Source organism: Agrobacterium sp. 22-223-1 (genome assembly GCF_053522385.1).
The window spans coordinates 77,132-96,658 of record NZ_JBNWCN010000006.1 but is presented as its reverse complement, the minus strand read 5'-3'; the positions used below and the strand labels follow the sequence as shown (position 1 = coordinate 96,658).

Here is a 19,527-nt window from a genome sequence, read left to right as displayed (position 1 = left end):
TTTTGATAAAAGGCAATAAAATGGCGTTTCCAAATCAAGTTTCCTTCACCGTTCCGCAGCGCATCATTCATTGGGCGATGGCGCTTCTGATCTTCTTCAACCTGTTGTTTCCCGATGGGATGGAACATGCCTACCGGCTGATGCGGCGGGGCGAAACACTGACGCCGGAACAGGTATCTTCGGCCAATATTCACGCCTATGTCGGCTTCACCATTCTGTTGCTTGCGGTGCTGCGCCTCTGTCTACGATTCTTCCAGGGCGTGCCGCCGCATCCCGCCGAAGAGCCGAGGCCATTTCAGATTGCGGCGAAGGTGGCGCATTTCACCTTTTATGCCCTGTTCCTCGTCCTGCCCCTGTCCGGTATTGCCGCTTATTACTTCGGCGCTCAGCCGGCCGGGCAGCTGCATTCCGGTCCCTTCAAGGCGCTGATGTGGGTGTTGATCGCCGGTCACGTCGTCGCCGTTCTGGTTCACCAGTTCTACTGGCGCACCAATGTCCTGAAGCGCATGACGCACGGCTGAGCGGCGGTTTGTCGCGTTTCCGGTTTCTCGGAAAAAGAGGAAGGTGACCCCTGCCGCATCGTGCGGCCGGGGTTCGGGAATGCAGGATATCGAAGACATATTGCCGGGCGCAGACTGGCGGGATTGCTATCAGGGAGAGATGGTGACGCCGGAGCCGTCCTCCCTCCATGTGAGCAGGCTCCTTCTCGATCATCCTCCGGCATGGATCCGCAGCCTTATGGCGCTTCGAAACCGCGTGGTGGCGCTTTTCGGTTTAAGAGCGGTCGAAATGGTGGCTGGGACGTCGGCAGGCGGTTTTCCAGTCCTGTCCTCCACGCCACAGCGGACTGTGCTGGGCTTCGACGACTGCCATCTCGATTTCCGGATCGTCGTCGATCTCGAAGAGAAGGAAAACCGCCAGCTGGTGAGTGTCACCACCATCGTCAGGCGCAAGAACCTGTTTGGGCGGCTTTATCTTCTTGTCGTCGGACCGTTTCACCGCCGCATCGTGCCGGCGACGATGCGGCCGTTCTGCGCCAACGTCCGGCCCGTCAGCATCGGGAGTGAGCCGGTCAATCGACCCGCGTGAGGGTGAAGCCTTCCGCGCGCAGCAATTCGACAAGGCCTTCCTCGCCCGGCAAATGCAGTGCGCCCACGGCCATGAAAACATTGCCCCTGGCAAGCTCGGGGGCGGCCCGTTCCGCCATGACGTGGTTGCGGTCGGTGATGATGCGCTGCTCGAAGGCGGCGTAGCCCTGTTCGCTTTCAGCCGCAGCCTTCTTGGGGTCCAGGCTTTTCAGCATGGGCATGGTCATGCCGATATCGCCGGCGACGTAAAGATCGGTCATGGTTGTCATGATGTCATCCATGCGGTCGCCCAGTTCGAGCGTTTCGATCAGCGCCTGAAGATGAAATTCCATCGGCAGCTCGGACATGGCCGTCAGCTGTTCCACCATGGTCTCCAGCCCGACAAGGTGTTTCCCGTCCGCGATGGCATCTTCGGCCAGCTTCTTGTCCAGAAAGGAGAGGCCGGTGGCCTTGCGGGCGAACTCACAGGCGGGAAGGGCGACGAAGCTCGAAAGCATCCATGGCTTCATTCGCGATACGGCGTTCAGCGGAATGCCGCGTTCCTTGAGGCCCTTTTCCAGACGCGCGACATTTTCCGGCGACAGGATGTCGGTGATCGATTTGCCATCCAGAAACATGGTGAGTTCGGGCTTGCTCAGCAGCGAGGCGGCGACCCTCTTGTCATCGACGATTTCGTCCGATTCCACGATCACCGTCGCGGCTTTCTCGAAGGCGGGGCTGGCGGCGGCAGGCATTTCCAGAACACGCGGATCGGTGACATGCATGGTGCCGAGAAGATAGGACGTGGGCGTTCCCGCCTTTTCGATGCGCCAGAAATTGCCCTTGCCGTTCGGGATCGCGGCCGCTTCCTGCTCGATCTTCGCGAGGGCCTGCGGATCGGTCTTGCGCATTTCCACGAGAATGTCGCTGCCGGTGCAGGTGATCTGCTGCGCGGCTTCCGCTTGCCCCAGCGAAAGCAAAGTCATGAGCAGGATTGCGACGGCGGTGACATGCAGGGCGGCAAGCAGCCACAGCAGGGCGTCGCCGGTCTTGCCCATCAGGGTGGCGGTGAGGTTTTGCGGTTTTATCAGGCTGTGCATCGGTCCAATCCGGTTGTCGTTCGCTTATAGAACGGCGGCTTGGATGTCTGGTTAATGATTATGGTTAACCATTTCCTGCTTCATGCGCGAGGATGGGCGTTGTCGTAGATTTCCAGCAGTCTTGCGGTGTCGACCCCGGTATAGACCTGTGTGGTGGAGAGGCTCGCATGGCCGAGCAGTTCCTGAATCGTGCGCAGGTCGCCGCCGCCGGCAAGAAGGTGCGTGGCGAAGGAGTGGCGCAGCGCATGCGGTGTGGCGTTTTCCGGCAGGCCGAAAGCGCCGCGCAGCTTCTGCATTTCCCTCTGGATGATGGCGGGCTGCAGCTTGCCGCCGCGTGCGCCAAGGAACATGGGCTCATCCGCCGACAGGGCATAGGGGCAAAGCTTCCTGTAGGTATCGACAGCTTCCGTCACCACCGCCAGTAGGGGCACAATCCGCGTCTTGTTGCCTTTGCCGGTAATGCGCAGGCTGCGGGCGCCGGGTGGGAAATCGGCCGGGGTAAGGCCAAGCGCCTCGGAAATGCGAAGGCCGCAGCCATAAAGCAGTGAAAGAACCGCGGCATTGCGGGCGGCGATCCATGGTTCGTCGTTCAATTGCGCTTCACTCGTGGTGATTTTCAGCGCCTGCCGGTCGGTCAGCGGTTTCGGTAGCGATTTCGGCTGTTTTGGTGCGCGCATGGCGGTGGCGCCTGCGGCATTCACCAGGCCTTTTTTCTGCAGGTGATGAAGCAGGGAGCGCAGGCCTGCCAGATGCCTGCCCAGCGAACGTGCGCCGGCGCCTTCCTTGCGCCGGTTGGCCAGAAAGGCGCGAAGATCGACCGGACGCAGATCGGCAATATCGGTGATTGAGGCCGGTTTGCCGATGTAACCGGTCAGGAATGTCAGAAATTGCCGGGTATCGCGCTCATAGGCCTCGACGGTATTGTCCGAAAGCCGGCGTTCGCCCGCGAGGGCGGCGAGCCAGGACTGGCGCTCGTTCAAAAGATCGGCTTGGGCAAATGTCAGGATTTCGGTCACGTGGCGTTCCTTTCCATGCTTCGAAACTATGCGCTTATGGTCAGCATTTGGTTAAGAGGTGGACTTTGCAAGGCGCGCCCACTACATCCGGGCGGTTTCCTTTTTCCTGTCGCCGGGGCATGGTCGCCACATCATGGCTAAAGATTCGTCCGATCTGTTTGGGGCTCTGTTCGACCCGCCGTCGCCCACGCGCACGGTGCCCGTTCTCGTGCCCATGCCGGCGCCCGGGCCTTACAGCTATTCGGTGCCCGAGGATATGGTGGTGGAGACCGGTTCCGTCGTGCAGGTGCCGCTTGGCCCCCGGCAGGTCTTTGGCGTGGTGTGGGACGATGCGGGCGAGAACGGCGTCGATCCGAAGAAGCTGCGGCCCATCACCAAAAGTTTCGAGTGCCCGCCGCTGAAGGCGGAAATGCGCCGCTTCGTCGACTGGGTCGCCGCCTATACGCTGTCTCCGCCCGGCCTCGTGGCCCGCATGGCGCTCAGAGCACCTGCCGCCTTCGATCCCGAGCCGATGATCGAGGGGCTGCGGCTGACCGAAGGCCGGCCGGAGCGCCTTACCCCCGCCCGCGAGCGGGTGATGGAACAGGCGGCTGAAGGGCATGGCTGGACGAAGAGCGGGCTTGCCCATGCCGCCGGCGTTTCGACCAGCGTTATCGACGGTCTCGTCAAGCAGGGCGTATTCGAGACGGTGTTTCTGCCGGCGCCGCCTGTCGTGGCCGAACCCGATCCTGACTATGTCGAGCCGCGTCTGGAAGGCCCGCAGAAACAGGCCGCTTCGGAGATACTCGAGGATGTGCGCAAGGGCGGGTTTCATGTTTCGCTGATCGACGGCGTCACAGGTTCTGGCAAAACCGAGGTCTATTTCGAGGCGGTGGCGGAGACGCTCCGGCAGGGCAGGCAGGTTCTCATCCTGTTGCCCGAAATTGCGCTGACGGCGGCCTTCCTTGAACGTTTTCAGGACCGTTTCGGTGCGAAACCGGCGGAATGGCATTCGGACCTGTCGCCGCGGATGCGAGAAAAGGTCTGGCGGCAGGCGGTGACGGGCGAAGTGAAGGTGGTGGCCGGCGCGCGCTCGGCCCTTTTCCTGCCCTTCGACAATCTCGGTCTCATCATCGTCGATGAGGAGCACGACCCGGCCTACAAGCAGGAAGACCGCGTCTATTACAATGCCCGCGACATGGCGGTGGTGAGAGCGCGGATCGCGGAATTCCCTGTCGTGCTGGTGTCGGCCACGCCATCGGTCGAAAGTCAGGTCAACGGTAGTTCGGGGCGTTACAACACCATCCACCTGCACACGCGGTTCGGCGATGCGGCGATGCCCGATCTGCACCTTGTCGATATGCGGCGTCATCCGCCAGAGAGGGGAGGGTTTCTTTCGCCCGTCCTGCTGCGCGGCATCGGCAAGACCATCGAAAAGGGTGAGCAGGCGCTCCTCTTCCTCAATCGTCGCGGTTATGCGCCGTTGACGCTCTGCCGGGTCTGCGGTCACCGTTTCCAATGCCCGCAATGTTCCAGCTGGCTGGTGGAGCACCGGTTCCGCAATCAATTGCAGTGCCACCAGTGCGGCCACAGCGAGCCGACGCCCGATCATTGCCCGGAATGCGGAACCTTCGATCATCTGGTGGCTTGCGGGCCGGGTGTGGAGCGCATCGCCGAGGAGGTGGAGAAACATTTCCCCGAGGCCCGCACCATCGTACTCTCCTCCGATCTCATGGGCGTCAAGCGCCTGCGGCTGGAACTGGAGGCGATCGTCAAGGGCGAGGCCGATATCGTTATCGGCACGCAGCTCGTCGCCAAGGGACATAATTTTCCGCTGATGACACTTGTGGGCATCGTCGATGCCGATCTCGGCCTTGCCAATGGCGATCCGCGTGCGGCGGAGCGAACATTTCAGCTGTTGTCGCAGGTGACGGGGCGCGCCGGGCGCACGGGGTTGAAGAGCCATGGCCTGTTGCAGACCTATCAGCCGCAGCACCCCGTCATGCAGGCCATCGTTTCGGGCGATGCATCGGCCTTCTACGAAAGGGAAATCGTGGAGCGGGAAAAAGCCGTTCTGCCGCCCTTCGGACGGCTTGCCTCGATCATCGTCTCCGCCGATACGCGCGGGGAAGCGGAAACCCATGCCCGGGGCTTGAGGGCCGCAGCCCCGCAGGTTGCCGGCATCATGCTGCTCGGCCCGGCGGAAGCGCCGCTCGCGCTCATCCGTGGCCGCCACCGTTTCCGCCTCTTGGTGCACGGGCGGCGCAATTCCGACATGCAGTCTTTTCTCCGCACGCTTCTGGCCAATGGCCCGAAAGAGCGCGGCAGTGTGCATGTGCAGCTCGATATCGACCCGCAAAGTTTCCTTTGAACTTTGCCGCCGGGGCGTTTTCCCGCTGTCATGACCGTGTCATAACGCAGCAGGCAGTCAAAATGATTTGGGGAACGAGATGGAGTTTTATTTTCCCGCCGAGTTCGGCGAGCAGCTGGCCTTCGGAGCGGCGGTGGTTTCGGCCGTGATGGGCCTTTTTTTCATGTTTGCGCCGGGTATTACGCTGCGTGCCTTCGGTCTGCAGCCGGCGGGTGAGCGCAGGGATGGTTATGCGCTTGTGCGTTCGTCGCTTGCCGGGTTCTATCTCGGTCTCGGCGCCGCCGCCCTGCTTCTCGCGCAGCCCATGGTCTATCTCGCCTTCGGTGCGGCTTTCGGCCTCAGTGTCTTTGGCGGCATTCTCTCCATACTCTCCGATGGTGGCGCAACCATGCGGAATTTCTTACTTCTGGTTGTACACTTTCTGCTCGCTGCACTGTCGTTGAGCTACGTGTTCGGGCTGGTCTGAAGCGGGCTTTTTGCCTTTTGTGACGCACAGATGCCGCATCCTGGGCGAAATCGGAAAATTTAAACGCATTCCCCCTTGCCCAAACGGCGCTTTCCGCTATTACGCGTGTTGCGAGTCCCGGCGTCCTATGCTAGACGGACCGCGAAATTGGGAAAAGGCAGGGGGGAATTCCGGTCTTTTTCGGGGAAATTGAAACGATTTCAAGAATTTGATGCGGTGGAGCCCCATCGCTGATGGTCTTGGACGATTAGCAGGGAAAAAGTGCCCGTGGCAGACACCTCCCATGGAACATCCGGTGTAGCGGAAAGGTATGCGTCGTCGCTTTTCGAGCTTGCTTTGGAAGCGGGTGCGGTCGAAGCGGTTCAGGCCGATCTGGATAAGTTCGGCGCACTTCTCGACGAAAGCGACGATTTGAAGCGTCTGGTTGCGAGCCCGGTGTTTTCCGCCGAGGATCAGTTCAAGGCAATCACCGCGATCTGCGAAAAGGCCGGCATTGCCGGTCTCGCTCTCAATTTCCTCAAGGTCGTTGCGAATAATCGCCGTCTCTTTGCCGTTCCCGGCATGATCCGCGCCTACCGCACCATTGCCGCCGCCCACCGCGGCGAAATCACCGCCGAGGTCACCTCGGCACATGCGCTCGACGAGGCGCAGGAAACTGAACTGAAGGCGGCGCTGAAGAGCGTTACCGGCAAGGATGTGGCGGTTTCCGTTACCGTCGATCCGTCGATCCTCGGCGGCCTGATCGTCAAGGTCGGCTCTCGCCAGATCGATACGTCTCTTCGCACCAAACTTTCCACCCTTAAGCTTGCACTGAAAGAGGTTGGCTGATGGATATCCGCGCCGCGGAAATTTCCGCAATTCTGAAAGATCAAATCAAAAATTTCGGCAACGAGGCGGAAGTCTCGGAAGTCGGTCAGGTGCTTTCCGTCGGTGACGGTATCGCCCGCGTCTATGGCCTCGACAATGTTCAGGCCGGCGAAATGGTCGAGTTTCCCGGCGGCATTCGCGGCATGGCGCTCAACCTCGAAGCCGACAACGTCGGTGTGGTTATCTTCGGTTCGGACCGTGACATCAAGGAAGGCGACACCGTAAAGCGGACTGGCGCTATCGTTGACGTTCCGGTCGGTCCGGAGCTGCTCGGCCGCGTCGTTGACGCGCTCGGCAACCCGATCGACGGCAAGGGCCCGATCAATGCCGCCAAGCGTTCGCGCGTCGACGTCAAGGCTCCCGGCATCATTCCGCGCAAGTCGGTTCATGAGCCGATGTCGACCGGCCTCAAGGCCATCGACGCGCTCATCCCGGTTGGCCGCGGCCAGCGCGAGCTCGTCATCGGCGACCGCCAGACCGGCAAGACCGCCATCATCCTCGATACGATCCTGAACCAGAAGGCCATTCACGACAATGGCCCGGATGGCGACAAGCTTTATTGCGTCTACGTCGCTATCGGTCAGAAGCGTTCGACCGTCGCCCAGTTCGTTAAGGTTCTGGAAGAGCGCGGCGCGCTGCAGTACTCGATCATCGTTGCTGCTACTGCTTCCGACCCGGCTCCGATGCAGTACCTCGCTCCGTTTGCCGGTTGCGCCATGGGCGAGTACTTCCGTGACAACGGCAAGCACGCTCTCATCGGCTACGACGACCTTTCCAAGCAGGCCGTTGCCTATCGTCAGATGTCGCTTCTGCTGCGCCGCCCGCCGGGCCGCGAAGCTTATCCGGGTGACGTTTTCTACCTCCACTCCCGTCTTCTCGAGCGCGCTGCAAAGCTCTCCGACGAAATGGGCGCTGGTTCGCTGACGGCTCTGCCGGTTATCGAAACCCAGGGTAACGACGTTTCGGCCTTCATTCCGACCAACGTGATCTCGATCACCGACGGCCAGATCTTCCTTGAAACCGACCTGTTCTATCAGGGTATTCGCCCGGCCGTTAACGTCGGTCTGTCGGTTTCGCGCGTTGGCTCCGCCGCCCAGATCAAGGCGATGAAGCAGGTTGCCGGCTCGATCAAGGGTGAACTCGCCCAGTATCGCGAAATGGCCGCCTTCGCCCAGTTCGGTTCGGACCTCGACGCTTCCACGCAGCGCCTGCTCAACCGCGGCGCCCGCCTGACCGAGCTTCTGAAGCAGCCGCAGTTCTCTCCGCTCAAGACGGAAGAGCAGGTCGCGGTGATCTTCGCCGGTGTCAACGGTTACCTCGACAAGGTTCCGGTCGCACAGGTCGGCAAGTTCGAGCAGGGTCTGCTTTCCTACCTCCGCTCGGAAGGCAAGGCGATCCTCGACACCATCCGCACGGAAAAGGCTATCAGCGACGATACCAAGGGCAAGCTCAAGGGCGCCCTTGATAGCTTCGCCAAGTCTTTCTCGTAATCAGGGCTCTTTTACTCGGACGGATAACGGATGCCTTCACTAAAGGATCTGAAAAACCGCATTGCCTCCGTAAAGGCGACGCAGAAGATTACCAAGGCGATGAAAATGGTCGCCGCGGCGAAGCTTCGGCGCGCCCAGGAAGCTGCGGAGGCCGCCCGGCCTTATTCTCAGCGCATGAGCGCCGTTCTCGCCAACATCGCCAAGGCGGTCGAGGCGGACGTTGCTCCGGCGCTGATGACCGGCACCGGCAAGGACGACGTGCACCTGCTCGTCGTCTGCACGGCTGAACGTGGCCTTTGCGGCGGTTTCAACTCGCAGATTTCCCGTTTTGCCCGCGATCACGCCCGCAAGCTGATTTCGGAAGGCAAGACGGTCAAGATCATCACGGTTGGCAAGAAGGGTTACGACAGCCTTCGCCGCGAATTTGCAGCCAACATCATCGAGCGCATCGAACTGCGCGACGTGAAGAAGGTCGGTTTTGAAAATGCCGACCAGATCGCCAAGAAGGTGATCTCGCTCTTCAACGCGGGTGAGTTCGATGTCTGCACGCTGATCTATTCGGAATTCAAGTCCGTCATCAGCCAGATCCCGACCGGCCTGCAGCTCATTCCCGCCGCAACGCCTGTTGTGGAAGAGGATGCCGCGACGCAGAACGCCGTCTACGAATATGAGCCGGATGCGGCTTCTATTCTGGAAGACCTTATTCCGCGCAACATTTCGGTTCAGGTTTTCCGGGCTCTGCTCGAAAACGTAGCCGGTGAAATGGGCGCCAAGATGAGCGCGATGGACAATGCAACGCGCAATGCCGGTGAGATGATCAACAAGTTGACGCTGTCCTACAACCGTCAGCGTCAGGCTCAGATCACCAAGGAACTCATTGAAATCATTTCGGGCGCGGAAGCGCTCTGAGGTAAGGAAAGAGGGTAAGGATAATGGCTAAGGCAGCTACCCCCAAGAAAACCGCAGCGGTGAACGGCGCGGGCAAGGTTACCCAGGTTATCGGCGCTGTTGTCGACGTGGCGTTCGAAGGCGAACTGCCTCCGATCCTGAACGCGCTCGAAACCGAGAACAATGGCAACCGCCTCGTTCTGGAAGTCGCGCAGCATCTCGGCGAAAACGTCGTTCGCACCATCGCCATGGACTCGACCGAAGGTCTGGTTCGCGGTCAGGGCGTCGTCAACACGGGTGCGCCGATCGAAGTTCCGGTCGGTCCCGAAACGCTCGGCCGCATCATGAACGTCATCGGCGAGCCGGTTGACGAAGCCGGTCCGATCACCACGGCCAAGAAGCGCGCCATCCACCAGGACGCGCCGTCTTACGTCGAGCAGTCGACGGAAGCACAGATTCTCGTCACCGGCATCAAGGTCGTCGACCTTCTGGCTCCTTACGCCAAGGGCGGTAAGATCGGCCTGTTCGGCGGCGCCGGCGTTGGCAAGACGGTTCTCATCATGGAACTCATCAACAACGTCGCCAAGGCGCACGGCGGTTACTCGGTATTCGCCGGTGTTGGTGAGCGTACCCGCGAAGGTAACGACCTCTATCACGAAATGATCGAGTCGAACGTCAACAAGCTCGGCGGCGGCGAAGGCTCCAAGGCAGCACTCGTTTACGGCCAGATGAACGAACCGCCGGGCGCCCGCGCCCGCGTCGCTCTGACCGGTCTGACGATCGCTGAAAACTTCCGTGACGAAGGCCAGGACGTTCTGTTCTTCGTGGACAACATCTTCCGCTTCACGCAGGCTGGTTCGGAAGTATCGGCTCTGCTCGGCCGTATTCCTTCGGCCGTGGGCTACCAGCCGACGCTCGCAACCGACATGGGCCAGATGCAGGAACGCATCACCACCACGACCAAGGGTTCGATCACCTCGGTTCAGGCCATTTACGTTCCCGCCGACGACTTGACCGACCCGGCACCTGCCACCTCGTTCGCGCATCTTGACGCAACGACGGTTCTGTCGCGTTCGATCGCTGAAAAGGGTATCTACCCGGCTGTTGACCCGCTCGACTCCACCTCGCGTATGCTTGACCCGATGATCGTCGGCGAAGAGCACTATGAAGTGGCTCGTAAGGTTCAGTCGACCCTGCAGCGCTACAAGGCTCTCCAGGACATCATCGCCATCCTCGGCATGGATGAACTGTCGGAAGAAGACAAGCTGACGGTTGCCCGCGCCCGCAAGATCGAGCGTTTCCTGTCGCAGCCGTTCTTCGTTGCTGAAGTCTTCACCGGTTCGCCGGGCAAGCTCGTCGCTCTCGAAGACACGATCAAGGGCTTCAAGGGCCTGGTCAATGGTGAGTATGACAACCTGCCGGAAGCTGCTTTCTACATGGTCGGTTCGATGGAAGAAGCCATCGAAAAGGCAAAGAAGCTGGCTGCCGAGGCTGCCTGATCATGAATTGGCGGGCGCGTGGCTCTAGCCGCGCGCCCTGCCGACAATGGTGGCGAACCGGAACGGCTTTCGCCTGCGTTGTAAAAGACAAGTCCGTGACGCCCGCGTAATTGAAAAGAAGTGAATAGCCATGGCTGACAGTTTCAAATTCGATCTCGTTTCCCCGGAGCGTCTGCTCGTTTCCGAAACGGTTACGGAAGTCGTCATCCCGGCTACGCTGGGTGAAATGACCGTTCTGGCCAATCATGCGCCGACGATGACCACGATCAAGCCGGGTCTGGTAACGGTGAAGTTCGCTTCCGGCGAGACGCATAAATATGTCGTCTTCGGCGGTTTTGCCGATATTCTGCCGACCGGCTGCACGCTTCTCGCCGAATCCGCCGTTTCGGCCGACGATATGTCTCCCGACACGCTGCAGAAGCGTATCGATGCGGCCAAGGCCGAAATCGAAGAGGGCAATCATCATCATGAACATCTGACTAAGCTTGAAAAGCACCTTTACGAACTGACGAACCTGCATGAGGTTCTCGTCGCTGCTTGAAAGCACCGGGCGGGTTCGAAAGAATGACTGCCCACAAAAAACCTAAAGCAGAAAGCGGCCGCTTCGGTCGCTTTTTTGTTTTGGGCTGTTACCTCCCCATATCAGGCGAAGCATGGCTGCTTTCGCATAGAAACCCGTCACCTGGCCTGATCTGAGCTTCTGAACGGCGTTGGCGGGATTGCATCAGTGATGGACGTGCGGAAAATGGGTGAGGCAGGGAGCGCCTTCAACGGGCGCACCCGGGAAACCGATTCCGATTTTCAGGGCTTTCGGTTAGATGTGATACCGGGAAGAAATGCTGCTTTGAGATCGTGAGAGAGACGAAGCGGATTTTCGTCATGGAGGAGTGATCGGCGTGTCGGCAGAGGCAAGTTACCGAAGGGTCGCAAGAACCGCTTTGCGCGAAGGGGCCATAGTGGAGGGCGAGAGGGCGGTGCCGGAGGAGGTGCCGGTTGCCTTTTCCTATGGCGGCAGCACCCATGCCGTTATGATGGCCAGCCCCGCTGATCTTGTCGATTTCGCGGTCGGTTTCAGTCTTACGGAAGGCATCATATCCACAAGGGTGGAAATCCGTTCCATCGAAGTGATCGAGGCCGGGCAGGGCTTCGATGTTCAGGTGGATTTGCAGGATGCCAATGCGGATGCGCTGAGGGCAAGACGGCGGCATATGGCAGGCCCCGTCGGCTGCGGTCTTTGTGGCATCGAATCCATAGAACAGGCGGTCCGTGTGGTACCGGAGTTGAGCGGCGTGGAAGTCTCCGTTGAGGGTGATGATATCGTTGCCGCGGTGAAAGCGCTGAATGAAGCGCAAAGCCTCAATCGCGAAACGCGGGCAGTTCACGGCGCGGGTTTCTACAATCCTCAAAAAGGGCTGCTTGCTGTCCGCGAAGATGTCGGCCGCCACAATGCGCTCGACAAGCTCGCAGGTGCGGTCGTCAATGCGGACCTATCGCCCGATACGGGCATTGTGGTGGTCACCAGCCGACTGTCGGTGGAAATGGTCCAGAAGACGGCCATTCTTGGCAGCCCCATTCTGGCGGCGATCTCCGCGCCTACCGCGCTTGCCATCGAAACGGCCGAGAGTTCGGGTGTCACACTTGTGGCGCTGGTGAGAGGTGAAGATTTTGAAATCTTCACCCGGGCGGATCGTATCATTCTATAAACATTGAGACCGCCGTTTCCCGGCGGCCCTTGGCTTCAGAGCGGGCCTAGAACTCCGCCCATTCGGCCGCTGCGTTTCCGTGAGACCTTGGCGCGGCGGCATATCGCGGTTGCGGCGTCGGGAGCCGGGTGACGACGGCTGGCTTTTTGTCGGCCGGGCGGACGGGCGATGCCTCATGCGATATTCTGAACTGCCGCAGCAATTCGTGCAGATTTTCCGCTTCCGTGGCGAGGCCGTGGCTGGCGGCGGTGGTTTCCTCCACCATGGCGGCGTTTTTCTGGGTGGCCTGATCCATGACGTTGACGGCCTGATTGATTTCGCTGAGACCATTCGCCTGCTCGCGCGAGGCTTCAACGATCGCCGAGACATTGGTGTCGATCTCGCTCATCTGCGACTGGATATCCCGGAGCGCGCCGCCGGTTCTGCCCACCAGATCCACACCGTTGGCGACCTGCTCGCGGGAGGTGTTGATGAGGGATTTGATTTCCTTGGCCGCAACGGCGGACCGTTGTGCGAGTTCGCGAACCTCCTGCGCCACGACGGCGAAACCCTTGCCCGCTTCCCCGGCCCGGGCGGCTTCGACACCCGCATTCAGGGCCAGAAGATTGGTCTGGAAGGCGATGTCGTCAATGACACCGATGATATTGGTGATTTCACCCGAGGAACGCGAAATCGCGTCCATGGCGGAAATTGCCTGCTGGACGATATCGCCGGAATGTTCGGCATGTTCTCTCGTTCGCAATACCAGCTTTCCGGCCTCGCCGGCGCGCTGGCTGGCATCGGTAACGGTGGTGGTGATTTCCTCCAGCGCGGCTGCGGTCTCTTCCAGTGAGGCGGCCTGCTGTTCGGTGCGCTGCGAAAGCTGATCGGCGGCGATGCGGATTTCACCGGAGCCCGAGGCGATTGTCGAGGCATTGTGGGCGATGGTCTGCATGGTGGCCTGCAGCTTGGCGACGACTTCGTTGAAGTCCGCGCGCAGCTTTTCCATGCTGGGCACGAAGCTGTTGTCGAGGCGCTGCACAAGATCACCTTCGGCCAGCGCCCGCAGGGCATCGGCAAGCACACTGATGGCGCTCATGCGCGGCGTGACATCGGTGGCGAATTTCACCACTTTGACGACCTTGCCCGCCTCGTCCAGCACCGGATTATAGGCGGCCTGGATCCATATTTCCTTGCCGTTCTTTCCGTATCGGACAAATTCATCCGAGATGAATTCCCCTGCCGCCAGTCGCGGCCAGAAATTGCCATAGGCGGGCGAGGCGGCATAGGCTGGATCGCAGAACATGCGGTGATGCCTGCCCTCGATTTCCTTGAGGTCGTAATTCACCGTGGCACAGAAATTCGGGTTGGCGGTAATGATGGTGCCGTCCGGGAAAAATTCGATTGTGGCCTGCGAACGGGAGAGCGCCTCCATCTTGCCCGCATCGTCCACGGCCTTGATTTTCTTGGCGGTGATGTCGGTGGCGATCTTCACGACCTTATAGGGTTTGCCGGAACGGAAAACCGGGTTGTAAGAGGCCTCGATCCAGATAACCGAGCCGTCCTTGCGGATACGGCGATATTCCCTGGCCTGGAACTCGCCACGGGCGAGAGACTCCCAGAATTCCTGATAGGCCCGCGACCCGGCAAGCTCGCTATCGCAGAAGATGCGATGGTGCTTGCCGACGATCTCAGTGAGATCATAACCCAGCGCCGTGCAGAAATTTTTATTCGCGGTGAGGATATTACCCTTGAGATCGAATTCTATGACCGCCTGCGATCTCGATATCGCATCGAGCATATTTCTGTTGTCTGCGCTTTTACCTAACCCCAGCATTATACGTCCCCCAAAAACGGCCCACGGCGCGGCGAGCCGCACAGGATATGCGGTCCGCGTCGTATCATGTTGAACAACGAACAGGTTTGCCGCCGAAGGCAGCAATGCAGGCACTTCCGTCTCTCCGCCTCGGTCAGGTATCGGGCCAGCGTGATATTCGTGCCGGCGCGATACTGTTCCACGGCCTTTAATATTAGATATCCATAATATTAAAATGTTCTTATTTAATAAGGCGAGGTAAAGAGTAAAAACAAAACCGCCGGGCGAGTGCTCCGGCGGTCTGGATTGATCGATACTCTTCTTGTGGCGTGGCCAGCCGAAAAGGCCTGATTAGGCCGCGAGATCTTCCGCTTCGGTTCCCTTGAACATTTTCGCAAGGTTCAGGAAGCAGATCATGCCATGTTCGTTAGCGATAATGCCTTCCGAATAGGACTTGTCGAAGGAGGCCGAGATTTCCGGAACCGGCTGAACCTGGTTTGCCGGGATCGTCAGAATGTCGGAAACGCGGTCGACGAGCATGCCGATGACCATGTTGTGCACTTCCGCCACCACAATCGCGCTTCTCTCATTGGCGACGGTGCTCTTCATGCCGAGCTTGTGAGCCAGATCGATGATCGGAATGACAGAGCCGCGCAGGTTCATGACGCCGATGACGTCTTTCGGCGCGTGGGGAATGGGCGTGGAAGGCGCCCAGCCGCGAATTTCGCGGATGGTCGTCGTCTTTACGCAGAATTCCTGATCATGCAGGCGGAACGCGATGATTTCGAGCGTCTCACCGCCAAAATTGGTAGAGTTAATCATTGCCATCAGAATTCTTCCCAATGCTCGCTGTGGAGGCCGGCGCAAGTGCACCGACACTTGCATATGCGGATTTGGCGTTCTGCCTGGTGCCTGAACAGCCGGAAACAATATTTCCGTCTTCAATGGATGATTTGTATCATCAGATGGTTTCGCAAACCTAAATGCGAAGCTGCGCTGGAGTATTTTCGCTTTTCTTCGAAACGCGAAAATACTCTCTTTGATTTTACGCATTGTCCGGACGAAAAAACCGCCACGCACTTTTACTGGGAATGCTAATATTCCTTCTCGTAAAATATGCCGGCTGCGCCTTCACCATCGCCGCCCGCTTCCCCGCGTAGCTTCACACCCCGTCCGACATCGAGGTTGATGATGGCTTTTGCGCCGGATTCGCCGCTTTGCTGCAGCTCGAGATAGGTTCTTTCGTTTAGATATTTACCGGCGGAAACGCGGGCCTGCCCTTCGGAATCGGTCGAAATATCGAGATCGTCGACGCCGAGATTGCTTCTGAGCTTGTCGAACAGCGAGGTGGAACGCCCACCGGCCAACTGGGCGGCGGCATCGGCCAGCCTTGCGATCTGCAGAGCCGAGAGTTTCGACATGGACTGGCCGAAGATCAGCTGCGCCATAACTTCATCCTGCGGCAGCGCGGGCGCCGAGGAGAAGGCAAAGGTCGGATCGTTGGCGTTGCCGGAAACGGCCACGGTGATAGTCGTCGAACCGACCGTCGAGTCGGCCTTCATATCGAGGACCGGAACGAGGCCGCCGCCGAAACTGATATTGCCGGTGGTGAAATCGAGGCGGCGAGTGAGGATTTCGAGCCGGCCACGGCGCATTTCGAAGCCGCCGGAAATGACGGGAACGGCTGCCGTGCCACGGATCGTCAGATTGCCCGTGAGTTCCGCATCGATGCCGCGTCCGCGCACGAAGATGCCGCTCGGTGCGTTCACCTGCAGATCGAGATTGATGGTGGACGAACTGCCGCTGCCGCCCTGATCAGCCCCGAGCGCCTTGGCCTGCGCGCGCACCTTCGGTGGCGCGTTCTTGTGCTTGACATCGATCTCCGTCAGCGAGGCCGGAAGCTTTTCCGGAATGGTGATGGCGCTTCTGTCCAGCGTCAGGTTGCCGCCCAGCACGGGGGAATTCAACAGCGGGCCTTTCAGCGTCAGCGTGCCGCTTACCACCGTCGTCACCAGCGTGCCGTCATTATAACCGGCGCGATTAAGCGTGATCGATATATCGGCGGGGAAACCGGAACCACCGGCTATGCCGACGCTGCCGGTTCCCGAGATCGTTCCGCCGCCCGCCAGCTTGCCCGTCAGTCGCGAAATGACGGCACGGTCGCGGTCGAAGGTGATGGTGGCGCCCAGATCGTTGATGGTCAGGTTTCGGCGTACGTCGGTCAGGCGCGTACCATCGGTGGTGATGCTGCCGGTAACGACAGGCGCGGAAGCGCTGCCGGAAATCTTCACATCGATGGCGGCGGTGCCGTCCACATCGAGGCCCTGCGCTGCGGTTTGCGCCGCGACGGCGGAGAAGGGCAGCCTGCCGGAAAACGCCATCGAAAGCGGACGATTGCCGGCGATGCCGAGCGAGCCGCCGCCGGAAAGCGACATGCCGCCCTGGCCGGATACATTGGTGTCGATCTGCAAGGTGCCACCGGCAAAACGGCCGTTCGCCTTGATGCCGAGCGCGGCAAGGCCTGCCGCACGTGTCTGCGCGACCTCGGCATTGGTCCAGTTCAGATTGTAATCGACCGCGGGGTTCGATGCCGCACCCTTGGCGCTCACCGTGCCGGAGATGCTGCCTGCCGCATCCAGCCCGGAGGCGAAGGCATTTGCGAGACTGGCGGGCAGCGAACGGATATCGGCATTGATATCGAGCGTCGACCCGGCGCTGCCGTTGACCTCGACGCGTCCTTCACCCGTGATGATGGTCAGATCGGAGATGCGGGCCGTGCCGTTCTGGATGGCGATGGTGCTCGGTTTTTCAAGGCGAACCGCAATGCCCTTGGGAGCGGCGGAAAAGGCGTCGACGCGCACCGTCATCGGAGATCCGCCGGTCTCTGCGCTGCCTTTTACCACCAGCGGCGCATTGTCGTAACGGCCATTGACGTCGAACTGCGTCGTTGTACCGGAATGGCCAATGGTGGCATTCAGGCCTGATATCGCGGCGGCGGCGGCATTGACGCTGTCGGCGCTGACCTTGCCGTTGATGGCGAGAGCCTGAAGATCGTCGATGGAAATATCGGCGGCGAGTTTGGAGATCGTTGTCGTGCCCTGGCGGATGCTGCCACCATTGGCCTTGATCGTCGCGGCAATCCGGCCATTGGCGTTGCTCAGGGCGATGTCGCCGGCAATATCGCCATCCGCCTGCTGCGCGGCGAGGGCGGCGAGCAGGGCAAGGTCGGGGAAGTTGAAGGAGAGATTGCCCGATGGCAGGAATTGCTGCGAGAATTGCAGCTGGCCGTTCAAGATATTCCGTCCTACGGCCACGTGCAGCTCAGGGACGGCCGTGCCGTTTTCGGTCTGCACCACATCGGCATTGGCGTCGATCTTCTGTCGGTCGAGGCTGCCGCTGACGGTGAGCTTTGCCTGAGGCGCGGTGGGATCGGCTTTGCCCGTTGCATTGACCTTCAGCGATTCGAGTGTTCGTCCGGCAAGGATTGCGCTTTCGGAACTCAGGGTGACGTTGAAATCCGGTGCTGTTAGCGCGCCGCTGGCTTCGATTGCAAAATCGGCGACGCCCTTCGCCTGTGGCGTCAGTTTTTCAAGAGCGGGAAATTTACCCGTCAGGCTGGCGCTCAATGCATCGTTTTCGAGGCCGACATTGCCGGTCGCTTCGATGGTTCCCGATTTGACGACGAGGTTTTCAAGGCTGGTGCGTCCGCCGACGGTCACGTCGATATCGCCCTGGAGGGCAATGGTGGTGTCGAACTTTTCCGCGAGGGCCGGTGGAAGGGTGGCGGGCAGCGCGAAGAGCTGCACGCTGGAGGTCAGGCGATTGCCGCTGAGATCGAAACTGCCGTTCAGCGTTCCACCGACACTGGCGCTTTCCAGCGTCGCGCCGTCGAAGCCAATGGCGGAAGAGGTGAGGCTGAGCGGCGCCTTGATGGTGAGGGGCGCCCGCACCAGCCGGTCGATATCGGGACTGACGAAGGAGGATTGCGCCACGGACAGCACTGTCGCGATCGTGCCGCTGCGGTTGGCGATGTTGAGATCGGCGCTCTCGGCCGTCAGCTTGACGTCATCGAGCCTGCCTTGCGGCAGGGAAAGGCTGCGCAACGATACCGTCGTGTTGAGATGCGCGGCGTCTGCACCGCCCTTGAGGGAAAGATCGAGGCCGTTGATGAGGGCCTGAACCTCGCCATTCTCCAGCGGCCAGCGAAAATCCACGGGGCCGGCGGTGCCGATGAGATTGGCGGCGAGATCGTTCTGACCGTTCGGATCGACCGTGCCTGACGCCGTCAACAGCAGGGTGCCGGTCTCCAGCGTGCTGCTGCCGATTTCGATGCGGCCCTGCGGCGAAAGGGTTGCATTTGCGTCGAGCTTTGTCTCGCCAGCAAAAAGCTGACGGAAGGCCGGAGGCAGAAGCAGATCGGGCTGACCACCGCCTGCAATTTCGATACGGCGGGTGCCATCATCTGCAAGAAGGTGGCGGCCGGTGACGTTGACGACAGGGTTGCCGGCGACATTGCCGCGCAGCGTGCCCGTCCAGTTGGAAAGCGGGCCTTCGCCGTTGAGGTCTATTGCCACCGCAGGCGTTCCCGGAAGCGAAAGCAGCGTGGCGAGAAGACCGCCTTCGGGCTCCTTCATCTCCGCTTTCAGCTTCAGGACATTCTCATTCGGAAGGAAGGCGATGTCGGCATTAACCTCCGCATCCGGCGCATTGAGCCGATGGGCGGTGAGCGATAGCCGCATATCGTCCTGGGCAGCCGTCAGGTTGCCTTCCGCGTTCAGGTCGAAGGGACGGCCGAGAAGCGACTGGCCAAGGCTGATATCGGGAAAGCTGAACTTGTCGACGGCGATTTCGATCGGCAGCGAGGAATTGCCGGAGCTCTTGGTCGATGTCTGCTCCGGGGCAAGCGGTTTGCGCTCGACATCGATCGATCCGGCCGAGACCCGGTCGGCATGGAAGGTGCCGGCAAGCAGCGAGAGCGGCGACCAGTCGACGGCGATCTGGTTCACGCGGGCATAGGGTCCCTGCCGGTCTGAAAGCGTGACATTGTCGAGCCGCAGGCGGCCGGTCAAAAGGCCGCTCGGGGGCGAAATCTCGATTACCTGATCTGGCGTGGAAACGAGCGATGAAATCTGCTTTGCGGCAATTCTTGCGCCCATCGGGGTAAAACCGACGAACAGAACCGCAAGCAACACCAGCACCACGCCGCACAAAGCAGCGTAGCCCAGCCATTTCAGCAATCGAATCAACGTTTTCATAAAGGGTAATCTACACTCTGTTGTAAGGGTG

Annotated in this window: 15 protein-coding genes; 10 read left to right on the top strand and 5 right to left on the bottom strand. The window is 60.2% G+C overall.

Going from position 1 to position 19,527, the window contains the following annotated elements; all coding sequences use genetic code 11:
• Positions 1-20: 20 nt before the first annotated feature.
• The gene (locus ACQZ60_RS21405) at positions 21-521 is read left to right on the top strand and encodes a cytochrome b (protein ID WP_035263529.1); all 501 of its coding nucleotides are present in this window, start codon (positions 21-23) and stop codon (positions 519-521) included.
• Positions 522-600: 79 nt separating this feature from the next.
• Positions 601-1,089 carry a DUF2867 domain-containing protein gene (locus tag ACQZ60_RS21400; protein WP_035263530.1) on the top strand — a complete coding sequence of 163 codons (489 nt, stop codon included), beginning with the start codon at positions 601-603 and terminating at the stop codon, positions 1,087-1,089.
• Here ACQZ60_RS21400 and ACQZ60_RS21395 read toward each other — a convergent pair.
• Both ACQZ60_RS21395 and ACQZ60_RS21390 read right to left on the bottom strand, forming a co-directional pair.
• Positions 1,073-2,167 (bottom strand): TraB/GumN family protein, encoded by a 1,095-nt coding sequence (locus tag ACQZ60_RS21395; RefSeq protein ID WP_035263531.1) that lies wholly within the window; start codon positions 2,165-2,167, stop codon positions 1,073-1,075. The genes ACQZ60_RS21400 and ACQZ60_RS21395 overlap by 17 nt on opposite strands.
• An 80-nt stretch (positions 2,168-2,247) precedes the next feature.
• Positions 2,248-3,183 carry a tyrosine recombinase XerC gene (locus tag ACQZ60_RS21390; protein WP_035263532.1) on the bottom strand — a complete coding sequence of 312 codons (936 nt, stop codon included), beginning with the start codon at positions 3,181-3,183 and terminating at the stop codon, positions 2,248-2,250.
• Between the two features lie 133 nt (positions 3,184-3,316).
• On the opposite strand from ACQZ60_RS21390, the gene ACQZ60_RS21385 reads away from it, so the two are divergent.
• The 8 genes from ACQZ60_RS21385 (at position 3,317) to fdhD (ending at position 12,446) form a co-directional block, all read left to right on the top strand.
• Positions 3,317-5,533 (top strand): primosomal protein N', encoded by a 2,217-nt coding sequence (locus ACQZ60_RS21385; RefSeq protein WP_448736097.1) that lies wholly within the window; start codon positions 3,317-3,319, stop codon positions 5,531-5,533.
• A 79-nt stretch (positions 5,534-5,612) separates the two neighbouring features.
• Complete coding sequence (locus ACQZ60_RS21380; RefSeq protein ID WP_003523527.1) at positions 5,613-5,999, top strand: AGROH133_08824 family phage infection protein; 387 nt, start codon at positions 5,613-5,615, stop codon at positions 5,997-5,999.
• A 261-nt stretch (positions 6,000-6,260) separates the two neighbouring features.
• On the top strand, positions 6,261-6,827 hold the full coding sequence (locus ACQZ60_RS21375) for a F0F1 ATP synthase subunit delta (protein WP_170988551.1): 567 nt from the start codon (positions 6,261-6,263) through the stop codon (positions 6,825-6,827).
• Positions 6,827-8,356 (top strand): F0F1 ATP synthase subunit alpha, encoded by a 1,530-nt coding sequence (atpA, locus tag ACQZ60_RS21370; RefSeq protein ID WP_004443771.1) that lies wholly within the window; start codon positions 6,827-6,829, stop codon positions 8,354-8,356. The genes ACQZ60_RS21375 and atpA overlap by 1 nt, the downstream gene beginning before the upstream one ends.
• Before the next feature lie 30 nt (positions 8,357-8,386).
• Positions 8,387-9,265, top strand: coding sequence for a F0F1 ATP synthase subunit gamma (locus ACQZ60_RS21365; RefSeq protein ID WP_035263533.1), 879 nt, complete (start codon positions 8,387-8,389; stop codon positions 9,263-9,265).
• A gap of 23 nt (positions 9,266-9,288) precedes the next feature.
• A complete protein-coding gene (atpD, locus tag ACQZ60_RS21360) occupies positions 9,289-10,743 on the top strand; it encodes a F0F1 ATP synthase subunit beta (protein ID WP_003523533.1) in 1,455 nt (484 codons plus the stop codon).
• Between the two features lie 130 nt (positions 10,744-10,873).
• Positions 10,874-11,284 carry a F0F1 ATP synthase subunit epsilon gene (locus tag ACQZ60_RS21355; RefSeq protein WP_003492358.1) on the top strand — a complete coding sequence of 137 codons (411 nt, stop codon included), beginning with the start codon at positions 10,874-10,876 and terminating at the stop codon, positions 11,282-11,284.
• Positions 11,285-11,630: 346 nt separating this feature from the next.
• Positions 11,631-12,446, top strand: a complete 816-nt coding sequence (gene fdhD / locus ACQZ60_RS21350) for a formate dehydrogenase accessory sulfurtransferase FdhD (RefSeq protein ID WP_082710744.1) — start codon at positions 11,631-11,633, stop codon at positions 12,444-12,446.
• 46 nt (positions 12,447-12,492) lie between these two features.
• On the opposite strand, the gene ACQZ60_RS21345 is transcribed toward fdhD, so the two are convergent.
• The 3 genes from ACQZ60_RS21345 to ACQZ60_RS21335 form a co-directional block, all read right to left on the bottom strand.
• Complete coding sequence (locus ACQZ60_RS21345) at positions 12,493-14,226, bottom strand: methyl-accepting chemotaxis protein (RefSeq protein ID WP_059759921.1); 1,734 nt, start codon at positions 14,224-14,226, stop codon at positions 12,493-12,495.
• Positions 14,227-14,592: 366 nt separating this feature from the next.
• Positions 14,593-15,069, bottom strand: a complete 477-nt coding sequence (locus ACQZ60_RS21340) for a chemotaxis protein CheW (RefSeq protein WP_003504949.1) — start codon at positions 15,067-15,069, stop codon at positions 14,593-14,595.
• 266 nt (positions 15,070-15,335) lie between these two features.
• Positions 15,336-19,496, bottom strand: a complete 4,161-nt coding sequence (locus ACQZ60_RS21335; RefSeq protein ID WP_448736096.1) for a translocation/assembly module TamB domain-containing protein — start codon at positions 19,494-19,496, stop codon at positions 15,336-15,338.
• Positions 19,497-19,527 lie beyond the last annotated feature (31 nt).

What these genes read in the sequence shown, in the direction of transcription:
- ACQZ60_RS21405 (WP_035263529.1), top strand. Translation starts at nt 21, where the DNA reads ATGGCGTTTCCAAATCAAGTTTCCTTCACCGTTCCGCAGCGCATCATT.
- ACQZ60_RS21400 (WP_035263530.1), top strand. Translation starts at nt 601, where the DNA reads ATGCAGGATATCGAAGACATATTGCCGGGCGCAGACTGGCGGGATTGC.
- ACQZ60_RS21395 (WP_035263531.1), bottom strand. Translation starts at nt 2,167, where the DNA reads ATGCACAGCCTGATAAAACCGCAAAACCTCACCGCCACCCTGATGGGC.
- ACQZ60_RS21385 (WP_448736097.1), top strand. Translation starts at nt 3,317, where the DNA reads ATGGCTAAAGATTCGTCCGATCTGTTTGGGGCTCTGTTCGACCCGCCG.
- ACQZ60_RS21380 (WP_003523527.1), top strand. Translation starts at nt 5,613, where the DNA reads ATGGAGTTTTATTTTCCCGCCGAGTTCGGCGAGCAGCTGGCCTTCGGA.
- atpA (WP_004443771.1), top strand. Translation starts at nt 6,827, where the DNA reads ATGGATATCCGCGCCGCGGAAATTTCCGCAATTCTGAAAGATCAAATC.
- ACQZ60_RS21365 (WP_035263533.1), top strand. Translation starts at nt 8,387, where the DNA reads ATGCCTTCACTAAAGGATCTGAAAAACCGCATTGCCTCCGTAAAGGCG.
- atpD (WP_003523533.1), top strand. Translation starts at nt 9,289, where the DNA reads ATGGCTAAGGCAGCTACCCCCAAGAAAACCGCAGCGGTGAACGGCGCG.
- ACQZ60_RS21355 (WP_003492358.1), top strand. Translation starts at nt 10,874, where the DNA reads ATGGCTGACAGTTTCAAATTCGATCTCGTTTCCCCGGAGCGTCTGCTC.
- ACQZ60_RS21345 (WP_059759921.1), bottom strand. Translation starts at nt 14,226, where the DNA reads ATGCTCGATGCGATATCGAGATCGCAGGCGGTCATAGAATTCGATCTC.
- ACQZ60_RS21340 (WP_003504949.1), bottom strand. Translation starts at nt 15,069, where the DNA reads ATGGCAATGATTAACTCTACCAATTTTGGCGGTGAGACGCTCGAAATC.
- ACQZ60_RS21335 (WP_448736096.1), bottom strand. Translation starts at nt 19,496, where the DNA reads ATGAAAACGTTGATTCGATTGCTGAAATGGCTGGGCTACGCTGCTTTG.